Annotated in this window: 11 protein-coding genes; 5 read left to right on the top strand and 6 right to left on the bottom strand. The window is 72.4% G+C overall.

The window, feature by feature from the left end:
* Positions 1–2: 2 nt before the first annotated feature.
* Positions 3–1,007, bottom strand: a complete 1,005-nt coding sequence (locus AB0H21_RS26810; protein ID WP_358521610.1) for a sugar kinase — start codon at positions 1,005–1,007, stop codon at positions 3–5.
* A gap of 88 nt (positions 1,008–1,095) precedes the next feature.
* On the opposite strand from AB0H21_RS26810, the gene AB0H21_RS26815 reads away from it, so the two are divergent.
* Together AB0H21_RS26815 and AB0H21_RS26820 are read left to right on the top strand one after the other, a co-directional pair.
* Positions 1,096–1,737: a TetR/AcrR family transcriptional regulator gene (locus AB0H21_RS26815; RefSeq protein ID WP_358521613.1), complete on the top strand. Its 642-nt coding sequence runs from the start codon at positions 1,096–1,098 to the stop codon at positions 1,735–1,737.
* Positions 1,734–2,423, top strand: coding sequence for a class II aldolase/adducin family protein (locus AB0H21_RS26820; protein WP_358521616.1), 690 nt, complete (start codon positions 1,734–1,736; stop codon positions 2,421–2,423). The genes AB0H21_RS26815 and AB0H21_RS26820 overlap by 4 nt, the downstream gene beginning before the upstream one ends.
* A 470-nt stretch (positions 2,424–2,893) precedes the next feature.
* Here the strand turns inward: AB0H21_RS26820 and AB0H21_RS26825 are convergent, their stop codons facing one another.
* Together AB0H21_RS26825 and AB0H21_RS26830 are read right to left on the bottom strand one after the other, a co-directional pair.
* Positions 2,894–4,366, bottom strand: coding sequence for an FHA domain-containing protein (locus AB0H21_RS26825; protein ID WP_358521618.1), 1,473 nt, complete (start codon positions 4,364–4,366; stop codon positions 2,894–2,896).
* Positions 4,367–4,669: 303 nt separating this feature from the next.
* Positions 4,670–5,806, bottom strand: a complete 1,137-nt coding sequence (locus AB0H21_RS26830) for a site-2 protease family protein (RefSeq protein WP_358521621.1) — start codon at positions 5,804–5,806, stop codon at positions 4,670–4,672.
* A 115-nt stretch (positions 5,807–5,921) separates the two neighbouring features.
* On the opposite strand from AB0H21_RS26830, the gene AB0H21_RS26835 reads away from it, so the two are divergent.
* From AB0H21_RS26835 to AB0H21_RS26845, 3 genes are all read left to right on the top strand, one after another.
* Positions 5,922–6,782: a PD-(D/E)XK nuclease family protein gene (locus AB0H21_RS26835; protein ID WP_358521624.1), complete on the top strand. Its 861-nt coding sequence runs from the start codon at positions 5,922–5,924 to the stop codon at positions 6,780–6,782.
* A 108-nt stretch (positions 6,783–6,890) separates the two neighbouring features.
* Positions 6,891–8,102 carry a sensor histidine kinase gene (locus tag AB0H21_RS26840; protein WP_358521627.1) on the top strand — a complete coding sequence of 404 codons (1,212 nt, stop codon included), beginning with the start codon at positions 6,891–6,893 and terminating at the stop codon, positions 8,100–8,102.
* 3 nt (positions 8,103–8,105) lie between these two features.
* A complete protein-coding gene (locus AB0H21_RS26845) occupies positions 8,106–8,789 on the top strand; it encodes a response regulator transcription factor (RefSeq protein WP_358521630.1) in 684 nt (227 codons plus the stop codon).
* A 58-nt stretch (positions 8,790–8,847) separates the two neighbouring features.
* Here AB0H21_RS26845 and AB0H21_RS26850 read toward each other — a convergent pair whose 3' ends face one another.
* From AB0H21_RS26850 to AB0H21_RS26860, 3 genes are read right to left on the bottom strand one after another with little or no spacing between them, the layout of a single operon-like run.
* A complete protein-coding gene (locus AB0H21_RS26850) occupies positions 8,848–9,882 on the bottom strand; it encodes a dipeptide ABC transporter ATP-binding protein (RefSeq protein WP_358521632.1) in 1,035 nt (344 codons plus the stop codon).
* Positions 9,879–10,904 (bottom strand): ABC transporter ATP-binding protein, encoded by a 1,026-nt coding sequence (locus tag AB0H21_RS26855; RefSeq protein ID WP_358521635.1) that lies wholly within the window; start codon positions 10,902–10,904, stop codon positions 9,879–9,881. The genes AB0H21_RS26850 and AB0H21_RS26855 overlap by 4 nt, the downstream gene beginning before the upstream one ends.
* Positions 10,905–10,959: 55 nt before the next feature.
* The gene (locus AB0H21_RS26860) at positions 10,960–11,979 is read right to left on the bottom strand and encodes an ABC transporter permease (protein ID WP_358521637.1); all 1,020 of its coding nucleotides are present in this window, start codon (positions 11,977–11,979) and stop codon (positions 10,960–10,962) included.
* Positions 11,980–11,997: the final 18 nt, after the last annotated feature.

Genomic DNA, 11,997 nt, shown 5'->3' on the forward strand with positions numbered 1-11,997 from the left:
CTCTAGATCCCTTCGATGCCGTGGGCGGCCTGGGCGGAGTGTGGAACGGGACCTTCCTCGGGGCCCTCCTCGGGGCCTCTTGTGGGGGTCTCGGCGGCGTCGAGGTCCTCGATCGTCAGGCCGTCCAGCCCCGCGTCGGACCCGAGCCCTCCGGCAACCCGGGCGGCGACGGCCGTACCGAGACGGGCCGCCGCGACGACGTCCCGCCCGTCGAGCAGCCCGGCGATGAACCCGGCGCAGTAGGCGTCGCCGCAGCCGGTGGTGTCGACGACGGGCACATCCAGCGCGGGGACGCGGACCGTGCCCGCGGCGGTGGCGACCAGGCTGCCCTCGGCGCCGAGGGTGATCAGCACGGCCGAAGGCCCCTCCTCCAGCAGCCGCCGGGCGGCCTCCTCCACGCCGGACGCCCCGCTGATCATCAGCGCCTGTTCCTCGTTCGGCAGGAAGTGGTCGACGTACGGCAGGAAGGCCCGGGTGGCGGGCATGAGGTCGGCCATGGTGGACAGCAGGTCCATCGTGACCACCGTGCCGCCCGCGCGCGCGGCCCCGAGCAGTTCCAGGAAGGCCGGGTCGTGCAGGCCCCAGGTCGCGTCCATGCCGCCGAGGTGCACCAGGCGGGCCCCGGTGACCAGGTCCGGATCCAGGTCGGCGAGGGACAGGCCGAGGTTGGCGCCGGGCACGTGGAACGAGGGACGGCCCCCGTCCGGGCGGATCGGCAGGATCGACGCCGCCGTCCGCTCCCCCGGCTTGCGCGCCACCCCGCTCACGTCGACGCCGCGCCGCGCCATGATCATGAGCAGGAAGTCGCCGAGCTCGTCGCCGCCGACCGCTCCGGCCGAGGCGACCGGCACGCCGAGCTTGGCGAGGTCGACGGCCACCCCCGCGGCGGCGCCGGCGGCGGTGAGGCGGATCTCCTCCAGCAGGTGGGTGTCCTGCCCCTGGGGGATGGACTCCACCGGCCTCGCGAGCACGTCGACGATGTGGACCCCGAGCGTGAGGACGGTCATGGCGGTTCCTTCCGCGGTGTTCCGGGATTGCCGGATAATAGACGGGCGTCCGACTACAATGTCAAGCCTTCCACCGAGGGGACCAGGGATGCCGAAGATCGTCGATCACGAGGAGCGCCGCGAGGAGGTGGTGGACGCCGCCCGCAGGGTCATCCTGCGCGAGGGCATCGAAGCGGCCACCACCCGTGCCATCGCCAAGGAGGCCGGCTACTCCAACGGCGTGCTCACCCACTACTTCGCCGACAAGGACGACATCCTGCTGTCGGCGCTGCGCGCCTCCCACCGCCACATCGTGCGGCGGCTGAAGGACAAGCTGGCCGGGCGCACCGGGCTGTCGGCCCTGCGCGAGCTGCTGCTGGACAACCTGCCCCTGGACGAGGAGCGCGCCCGCGAGACCGCCCTGGAGGTCGGCTTCTGGGGCCGGAGCCTGGCCGGGGGGACGCTGCTGGAGGTCCAGCGCGAAGAGGCCGCCGAGCTGCGCCACCTGGTGCGCGCCCTGCTCGACGCCGCCGCGGCGGCCGGCGAGATCACCGTGGGCGAGGACCTGGACGACGTCGCCGAGCGGCTGCTCGCGCTGGTCGACGGGCTCAGCGCCCACCGGCTGCTGTACCCCGACCGCGTCTCCCCCGAGACGCTCCGGCGGCTGATGACGGCCGAGCTGGACCGCCTCGCCACGCCCGTCTCGCCGGAGGCCGGGACCGCGACGGGGACGGGGACGGAGAGGGCATGAGGCTGGCCGAGGAGCGCGAGCGGCTGTGCGAGACCGGCCGCCGCATGGTCCGGGACGGGCTGGTGCTCGGCACGTCCGGCAACGTCAGCGTGCGCGCCGGCGACCTGGTCGCGGTCACCCCCGGAGGGGTCGCCCTGGACGAGCTGACCCCCGCCGACTGCCCGGTCCTGGACCTGTCGGGCGAGATCGTGGAGGGCTCACGCGCCCCGTCCTCCGAGGTGCCCATGCACCTGGCGATCTACGAGAGCACCGGCACCGCGGCCGTCGTGCACACCCATTCGCGGTACGCCGTGGTCGTCTCCACGACGATGACCGAACTGCCGCCGATCCACTACAATGCGCTGCTGCTCGGCGGCGCCGTCCGCGTGGCCCCGTACGCGACCTACGGCACCCCCGAGCTGGCCGCGCACGTCCGCGAGGCGCTGGCGGGCCGGCAGGCCGCCCTCATGCAGAACCACGGGGCCGTGGCGCTCGGCGGCGACCTGACGCAGGCCCTGGAGGGGGCGCGCCTGCTGGAGTGGCTGTGCGCCGTCTACGTCCAGGCCAAGATGATCGGCGAGCCGCGCGTGCTGAGCGAGGAGGAGCTCATCGGCGTGATCGGCCGTGCCGCGCTCAGCGCCCGCGAGAGCGCCCGCCGGAGTGTCACCACCGCCCCCGCCCCGCGGGGCCGCGAGGACGGACGGTAGGACCGGGCGCGGCCCTTCCCGGACTGCGTCTATGGCCGCGCCTCCGGCACCGCGTGTTCGGGGCGCACTTCAGGCGATGTTCTTCCGTCGTCACTCGGAAGGGGCTCGTCCCTCACCCCTTCCTCCCTCCTCCTCCAGAACACCGCCGCGCCCCGAACAGGCCCCGAACAGGTCAGGCCTGGCGGTGGGATTCTTGACGCGCTCTCCGGCATGAATGAATGCCGGAGATTCAGCCTGTGCCGCGCGTGCGGCACTTCTGCGGCTTCCTGCTTCACCGACCCGCGCCACCGAAGCGGTCTTACCAGGTCTCCACAGGCTTTCGAACCCGAGGGCTCCGTTCCCGCCCGTCCGGCGGTACCTGACGCGAGCAGGCTGACAGACGCCGATCCGCCGTGGCGGCGGATCGGCTTTCTCTGCCCCGCTACGCGGGAGAGTCCGCTTCACCCCCGGCCTGAAAGAAGGCCGGAGCACTACGGACGAATCCCGTAGCGCATGGTGCGCGAGACCCCGATGCGCACAGTGGTGCCGGGCAGGATCGGCACCGGCTCGTTCGGCGGGATGTCGTAGAAGTTCGGGTCGCCGGGCGGCTGGACCTGCGTGCCGTTGACCGACCCCAGGTCCAGCAGGTTGACGTCCCAGCCGTCGAGCCGCACCCGCAGGTGGCGGCGCGAGACCGAGCCGTCCGGGCTGGTCACCCGCGCCGGGCGGGCCTCGCCGGAGGTGACCTCGGGCGCCCGGTCGGGGTCGCGCCCGAGCAGGTAGTCGGCGTCGAGCGTGAGGGCCACGCCGTCGTCGAGCAGGAGCACCCCGAGCGGCGGGCGCTCGCCCTTGTAGGGCACGAGGTTGCGCTGCACGAGGGCGACGCCGCACACCGCGCAGTAGGGGACGCGCGGGTCGTTGAAGTGGTCGTTCTGGCAGTCGACGCCGTAGACCATCGGCCGGTTCAGCGGCTCGGGCGCCGGGCCCATCTCGGTGGGCTCCAGCATCGACCCGGGCGTCCCGCCGTGGTCGCCGGGATCGGGGGACAGCAGGAACGGGTCGTACTCCTGCTCCGCCAGGCCGGGACCCGCCGAGCCCGCGCGGGGCGACTCCGGGTCGGTCAGCGGCGCGGGCGGCTGCTCGTACTCGCGCGGGGGCGGCCCGGCCAGGTCGGAGGGAGGCGGCGGGACGTTCACCGGCGGCGCGGCCGTGACGGGCGGCGGGACCTCGGCCGGGCCGTGGCCCAGGCCGAACGGGACGCCCGCCGGCTCGGAACCGAAGGACGGCTCGTAGGACGGCGCCGGGTCGTAGGACGGCGCGGGCTCGTAGGAAGGCGCCGGGTCGTAGGAAGGCGCCGGGTCGTAGGAAGGCACGGGGTCGGGGACCGCCGGGGACGGGCCGGTGCCCGCCGGGGCCGGATACGACGGCTCGCCCAGCGGCGCGGGACTCGAGGACTCGGCCGGCCGGGAGGGGACGGCCTGCGGGCCGGCGTCCTCGCCGAGGTCGGAGACGACGCCGCCGCCGGGGATCACCCCTGAGTCCAGCCGGGTCTGCCGCAGCGGCCGCCCGGCGCCGGGCAGGCGCAGCTCCACCGAGGTCACCGGGGTGGTGACCAGGCGGTCGGTCCAGGTGAGGGCGTTCTTGCCGTCCAGATGCACGTCGGTGCCCGGCCCGGTGATGGACGCCTGGGCGTCCCCGCAGACCAGGACCGCGATGCCGCCGCCCGCGCGGCCCGCGACGGCGCAGGCGATCGGCTCGGCCGTCATCGTCCGCGCCAGGACCTGGGCGGCGCGCCGGGCGAGCACCCGGCCGTCACCTCCGGCGGCCGCGGTCTCGCGCACCGCCGCCACCAGGTCGTCGGCCACGGCGTCGGCCGCGTCGCACACCAGCAACAGGCCGCCCATGTGGGCGATCAGCCCGTCGCCGGGGAGCGGGCGTACCACCCCCACGCCTTGCTCCGTCACAGAACTCTCCTCCCCAGGCCACACGACCGGACGGACGACGCCCGCGCCGGCCCCACCCGCCACCAGCCAAACACATATCCGGACGATCGCCCACCGGGGCCGGAGGGCGGTCGGTGGGCGGGACGAGGCCGGAAACGCTTCCAATGGCATCGGACCGTAGCAAAAACCACCGCGGATGTCCTACCTGCACCGGCGCGGGCGAATCATACACTTCGAGCACGCTCGGCGCCCTCTGCACGGAAAGCCGCGTGGGCGGCGGAGCCGCGAGCCCGGCCGTGCCCGACAATGCCTGACAACGGACGGTCAGACCCCCGTGAACAGGCGGTTCACGTCGGCGGTGACCAGCACGCCGAACACCTCGCCGCCACGCTCGACCAGCAGGTATTCGCCCGAGGGGGAACCGCGCATGGCGTCGATCAGGGACTCGCCGGACAGGTCGGCGGGGAGCACCAGCGAGGGATCGAGGCTGCGCGCCAGCGAGCCGACGGTCACCCACGGCCGCCGCTGCTCGGGCGTGGCCGCCACCGCCGACTCGTTGACGATGGCGATCGGATGCCCCTCGTGGTCGACGACGACCATGGCGCCCGCCTCGGCCTGCCGCGCCCTGCGCATCGCCTCGGCCAGCGGGACCTCGGCCGTCACCGGGATCGCGCGCCGCGCCAGCGCGCGGGCCTGGACCTGCGGCATGCGGGCGCGCACCTTGGCGACGCGCAGCGACTGGCTGGCGCCGATCCAGATGAAGGACGCCAGCAGCACCGACCACAGCACCAGCCCCCACGTGGGTTGCTGGCCGGTCATCAACGACGGCAGCAGCGGCACGACGACCAGCACGACCGCGAGGCCGCGGCCGAACCAGGCGGCCGCCATGGTGCCGGAGCCCGAGTTGCGGGTGATCTTCCACACACCGGCGCGGAGCATGCGGCCGCCGTCCAGGGGAAGGCCGGGAAGCAGGTTGAACACGCCGACCATCAGGTTGGACAGCCACAGCTGGTAGGCCAGGACATGGGGGATGGTCTCCTGGGGGATGAAGAGGTTCACCACCCAGCCGATGCCGGCCAGCCCGAGCGAGACCAGCGGGCCGGCGAAGGCGACCAGGAACTCCCTCTTGGGCGTCTCCGGCTCCCGCTCGATCTCGGAGACGCCGCCGAGCAGGTAGAGCGTGATGCGGCGCACGGGCAGCCCGAAGTGGCGGGCCACCACGCAGTGCGCCAGCTCGTGGAGCAGCACCGAGACGTACAGGAAGACGGCGAACACGAAGGCGACGAGGTAGGTGACGACCGTGCCCCTGCCGGGGAGCCCATCGGACACGTAGGGCTGGAACGTGTAGGTGATGAACGCCGCGACGATCAGCCACGTCGGCGAGACGTACACGGGGATGCCGAACGGGCGTCCCATGCGCAGCCCCGGCGACTCGGGCCGTTGCGGGGTCTGGGTGCTCATGATTGTCGTCTTCCCTCCTTGTGCCTCGATGCTACGCGCCCGCGGCGGCCGATAGGCCGATCACGTGCCGCACCCCTGGGGCGAAGTGTCGGTGCGCTGACTTACAGTTCCGTTCATGAGCATCACGGAGCCGCCCGCGATCACCGGAAGCCTCTCCCCCTCACGCGCGGGCGACTTCATGACTTGTCCGCTGCTCTACCGCTTCCGGGTGATCGACCAGCTTCCCGAGCGGCCCTCGCCCGCCGCCGTCCGCGGCACTCTGGTGCACGCCGTGCTGGAGCGGCTGTACGACCTGCCGGCGGCCGAGCGCACCGTCGCCGCGGCGCAGTCCCTGCTCGACCCGCAGTGGGACAAGCTGCTCGGCCAGGTGCCCGAATACTCCGCCCTGTTCGAGGACGACGCCGAGCGCGAGCGGTGGCTCGCCCAGGCGCGGCAGATGCTGGAGCGCTACTTCGCGCTGGAGGACCCGCGCCTGCTGGAGCCCGCCCGGCGCGAGCTGTACGTCGAGGCGGTGCTGGACAGCGGGCTGATGCTACGCGGCTACATCGACCGGCTCGACGTCGCGCCGACCGGCGAGCTGCGCGTGGTCGACTACAAGACCGGCAACGCCCCGGGGCCCGACTTCGAGGCCAAGGCGCTGTTCCAGATGAAGTTCTACGCGCTGGTGCTGTGGCGGCTGCACGGCACGGTCCCCCGCGTGCTGCAGCTGATGTACCTCGGCAACGGCGAGGTCCTGCGGTACGCCCCCGACGAGGCCGACCTGCGCGCGACCGAGCGCAAGGTGCAGGCCCTGTGGGAGGCGATCGAGCGGTCGCTCACCACCCGCGAGTGGCGCGCACGCCGCAGCCGCCTGTGTGACTGGTGCGACTACCAGGCCCTGTGCCCGGAATGGGGCGGCACCCCTCCTCCTGTGCCCGACCGCCGCCCGGGCGACGCGGTCCGCGGCTCGCGCCGCTCGGCGACCGACGAGCTGTGAGCCCGGCGTGGCGCAGGTCACGCCGGCGCCGCGGGTCCTTCCCGGGGATGAGGGCGATATCCCTCCTCAGCAGGGTGGCGAGCGAAGAAGTCGTCCTAAATTGAGAGGGTGCGCACCACCCCCGGCAGTCCGCGAGCCTGGCTGAGAACCCACCCCCTGGTCGTCGACTCGGTTCTCGCCCTCGTCCTGGCGGTGGCCTCGTTCGTGACGGCCATGCTCCCCATTCCTCAGCCGCCGGACGTGCCGCTGCCCGGCCTGCCGCTCCGCGATCCGGACCTCCTCGGCGGCGCGCTCATCCTGGCGGCCTGCGTTCTGGTGGCGTTCCGCAGGCGCTGGCCGTTCGTCCTGCTCTGCGCGGCGGAGGCGCCCCAGCTCGTCCTCATGGTGATGGGGTACGACGGCGGGCTGACGGGCCTGGCCGCCCTGGTCCTGCTCTACACCGTCGCCGCCTACCGCGGGCTGGCCCTGAGCCTGGTCGCGGCCGCCATCCTGTCGGCCTCCTACGCCGCCGGCGTGCTGATGGCCTGGGAACCCGGGGGCCTCGGCGAGCACGTGTTCGTCCTCGTGGTGGCCCTGGCGGTCTGGCTGGTGGGCCGTTCGGTACGGCTGCGCCGCGCCTACACCGCCGAACTGGTCGACCGCGCCGAGCGGCTGGAACGCGCCCGGGAGGCCGACACCCGCGCCGCACGCGCCGAGGAGCGCTCGCGCATCGCCCGCGAGCTGCACGACGTCGTCGCCCACCACGTGAGCGTGATGACCGTCCAGGCGGCCGCCGCGCGCAAGGTGCTGGAGACCCGCCCCGAGGCCGCCAGGGACGCGCTGGTGGCCATCGAGGAGATGGGCAGGACGGCGATGCGCGAGATGCGCGGCATCGTCGGCGTGCTGCGCACCGACGGCGAGAGCGGCGAGCTGGCCCCGCAGCCCGGCATGGTGGACCTGCCGGTGCTGGTGGACCAGATGCGCGAGGCCGGGCTGCGCGCCCAGCTCTGGATCGAGGGCGAGCAGGCGGTCCTTCCCCCCGGCATCGACCTGGCCGCCTACCGGCTGGTCCAGGAGGCCCTCACCAACAGCCTGCGGCACGCGGGGCCCGCCGCCCGGGCGTGGGTGACCGTGCGCCGCGAGCGGGACGAACTGCTCGTGCACGTCGAGGACGACGGGCGCGGTGGGACGGGCGGGCTCACCCGCGGCCCCGGTGACCGTCCCGGGCACGGTCTGGTCGGCATACGTGAGCGCGTCGCCCTTTATGGTGGAGTTCTGCGGATCGGCCCACGGCAGGGGGGCGGATTCGAGGTACGGGCCCGATTCCCCCTCAAGGACTGACACATGACGATCCGGGTGCTGCTGGTCGACGACCAGCCCCTTCTGCGCACCGGCTTCCGGCTCATCCTGGAGGCCGAGCCCGACATCACGGTGGTGGGCGAGGCCGGCAACGGCTCCACCGCGCAGGACCAGTCCCGGGCGCTGCTGCCCGACGTCGTGCTGATGGACATCCGCATGCCCGGCGTGGACGGCATCGACGCGACGCGGCGCATCGTCCGCGACGCCGCCCCCGGCGCGCACGTGCCCCGCGTCCTGGTTCTCACGACCTTCGACCTGGACGAGTACATCGTCGAGGCGCTCCGCGCGGGCGCGAGCGGCTTCCTGCTGAAGGACGTCCCGCCCGACGAGCTCGTGCAGGCGATCCGCGTGGTCGCGGCCGGCGACGCGATCGTCGCGCCGAGCGTGACCCGGCGGCTGCTGGACAAGTTCGCCACCCTCCTGCCCTCGGCCCACCAGCAGGCCACCCCGGCCCGCGTCGGCCGCCTGACCGAGCGCGAACTGGAGGTGCTGCGCCTGATCGCCCGCGGCATGTCGAACGCCGAGATCGCCGCCGAGCTGGTGGTCAGCGAGACCACCGTGAAGACCCATGTCGGCAACGTCCTCACCAAGCTGGCGCTGCGCGACCGCGTCCAGGCCGTGGTGCTGGCCTACGAGACGGGGTTGATCACCCCGGGCGCGATCCCCTAGAGCCCCCTAGAGCAACAGCCCCCTCAGACCACGTCCGGGGCCCCGGACGGCCGCGCGCTCAGGCGGGCACCTGCGTGGCCGGGTCGCCCTGGACGGCGTCCTTGGGTGCGTTCTCCGGGAAGTGGCAGGCGACGCGGTGGCCGGTGGCCATCTCGGCGAGCGGGGGCTCGACGGTCTTGCAGATCTCCTGCGCCTTCCAGCAGCGGGTGTGGAACCGGCAGGCCGGCGGCGGGTTGAGCGGGCTCGGCACATCGCCCTGGAGGCGGATGCGCTCGCGGCCGGCGCGGCCCTTGACGTCGGGCACCGGCACGGCCGACAGCAGCGCGGTCGTGTACGGGTGCATCGGCGTCTCGTACAGGCTCTTGCTCTCGGCCAGCTCGACGATCTTGCCGAGGTACATGACGGCGACGCGGTCGCTGATGTGCCGCACCACCGACAGGTCGTGCGCGATGACGACGTAGGTGAGGTCCAGCTCGTTCTGCAGGTCCTCCAGCAGGTTGACGACCTGGGCCTGGATCGACACGTCGAGCGCCGACACCGGCTCGTCGGCGATGATGAGCTTGGGCTTGAGGGCCAGCGTGCGGGCGATGCCGATGCGCTGCCGCTGCCCGCCGGAGAACTCGTGCGGGTAGCGGTTGTAGTGCTCGGGGTTGAGCCCGACCAGCTCCAGGATGTCCTGGACGGCCTTCTTCGTGCCGTGCTCGGTCTTCACGCCCTGGATCCGGAACGGCGCGCCGACGATGGCGCCGACGGTGTGGCGCGGGTTCAGCGAGCTGTACGGGTCCTGGAAGATCATCTGCATGTCGCGGCGCAGCGGGCGCAGCGCGCCCTGCGACATGTGGGTGATGTCGCGCCCCTCGAAGAGGATCTTCCCGCCCGTGGGCTCCAGCAGCCGGGTGATCAGGCGGCCGGTGGTCGTCTTGCCGCAGCCCGACTCCCCCACCAGGCCGAGCGTCTCGCCCGTGCGGACCTCGAAGTCCAGCCCGTCGACCGCCTTGACGGCACCGACCTGGCGCTTGATCAGGCCCTTGGTGATCGGGAAGTGCTTCTCCAGTCCCTGGACGGACAGCAGGGTCTCGGACTGCTCGCTCACACGGACTCCAGGGTGGGCTTGATCTCTTGCTCCCAGACGGCGCGGCGTTCCTCGCGCGACATGTGGCAGCGCACCAGGTGACCGCCCTCGGTCTCGAGAAGCTCGGGCACCTCGGTCCTGCCCTTGCCGCCGGTCCGGGGCTCGTACGCGCAGCGAGGGTGGAACGCGCAGCCGGACGGCACGTTGATGAGGGACGGGGGCGTGCCCTTGATGGGGGTCAGCCGCTCGGTGCGCTCGCGGTCGAGCCGGGGCATCGAGCCCAGCAGGCCCCAGGTGTAGGGGTGCTCGGGCCGCTCGAAGATGTCCTCGGCGGTGCCGTACTCGATGCACTTGCCGCCGTACATCACCAGGATGTCGTCGGAGAGCTCGGCCACCACGCCGAGGTCGTGGGTGATGATGATCAGCGCGGAGTTGAACTCCTGCTGCAGGTCGCGCATGAGGTCGAGGATCTGCGCCTGGACGGTCACGTCCAGCGCGGTCGTCGGCTCGTCGGCGATGAGCAGCTCGGGATCGCACGACAGCGCCATGGCGATCATCGCGCGCTGGCGCATGCCGCCGGAGAACTCGTGCGGATAGCTGTCCACCCGCCTGTCCGGCTGCGGGATGCCGACCCGGCCGAGCAGGTCGACGGCGTGCTTGCGCGCCACCGCCTTGCTCACCTTGTTGTGGATCCGGTACGCCTCGATGATCTGCGCGCCCACCGTGTAGTACGGATGCATCGCGGACAGCGGATCCTGGAAGATCATCGCCATCTTCTTGCCGCGCAGCGTGCGCACGTGCTCGGCACTGGCGGCGACGAGTTCCTCGCCGTCCAGCCAGATCTCACCGGAGATCTTCGCCCGGCCGCCCTTGTGCAGGCCGAGGATGCCGAGGCTGGTGACGCTCTTGCCCGACCCGGACTCGCCGACGATGCCGAGCGTCCTGCCACGCTCCAGCTTGAAGGACAGGCCGTCGACCGACTTGACGAGGCCGTCGTCCGTGGGGAAATGAATGCGCAGGTCGTTCAGCTCGAGAAAGCTCACGAACCCTCCTTCGCCGCCCGGGCGCCGATGCGGCCGCCCGCCCGATGGTCGCCGGTCACGTCAGCCTCACTCTCGGGTCGACCACCGCGTACAGCATGTCGACGACCAGGTTCGCCACGACGACGAAGAACGCGGTGACCAGCGTGACGCCCATGACCTTCGGCAGGTCCTGGCTGACGATGGCGTCGATGGCGTACTTGCCGATGCCGGGCAGCGAGAACGTGCTCTCCGTCAGCACGGCGCCGCCCATCAGCAGGCCGACGTCGAGGCCGAAGATGGTGACGATCGGGGTCAGCGCGCCGCGCAGGCCGTGCTTGAAGACCACGGTGCGCTCGGCCAGGCCCTTCGCGCGGGCCGTGCGGATGTAGTCCTCGTTCATCGTCTCCAGCATGCCCGACCGCGTGAGCCGGGCGTACCCGGCGGCGTACAGGAAGGCCAGGGTGATCCAGGGCAGGATCAGGTTGTAGGCCCACTGGGCGGGGTTGTCGAAGAACGGGGTGAAGCTGCCGCCCGGCGCCGTGATCGCCAGCGGGCGCCCGTAGCTGAACGCCACCAGCGACACGATGCCGGTGAAGAAGATGGGGAGCGACACGCCCGCGAGCGCGACGGTCATGGCCGCGCGGTCGAAGACGCTGCCGCGTCTCAGCGCCGACACCACTCCGGTCGCCACGCCGGTGATGAGCCAGATGATCGCGGCGCCGAAGGCCAGCGACATCGTGACGGGCAACCGGTTGAGCAGGTCCGGCCAGACTGGGAGCCGGGTGAGGAAGGAGTAGCCGAAGCACGGCGCGGGGCAGCGCTCGACGCCGGGCCCGTAGTCGTAGTCGGCGCCCGCGACGATGCCCTTGGCGAACCGGCCGTACTGCACGATCAGGGGATCGTTGAAGCCCAGCCGCTCGGTGGCGATCTTCACGTCCTGGGCGGTGGCGGTACGCCCGACGTAGCGGGTGGCGAGGCTCTCCGAGGTGGCGCCCGCCAGGCGCGGCACCAGGAAGAAGATGGCGAAGGTGATCATGCTCACGATGGCGAGCATGAAGACACCCCAGATCAGGCGCCGGATGATGTATGTGACCACAGTCCCCCCGGCTCCGGG

The sequence above is a fragment of the Sphaerisporangium sp. NPDC051011 genome, assembly GCF_040653595.1.
Classification (GTDB): Bacteria; Actinomycetota; Actinomycetes; order Streptosporangiales; family Streptosporangiaceae; genus Sphaerisporangium.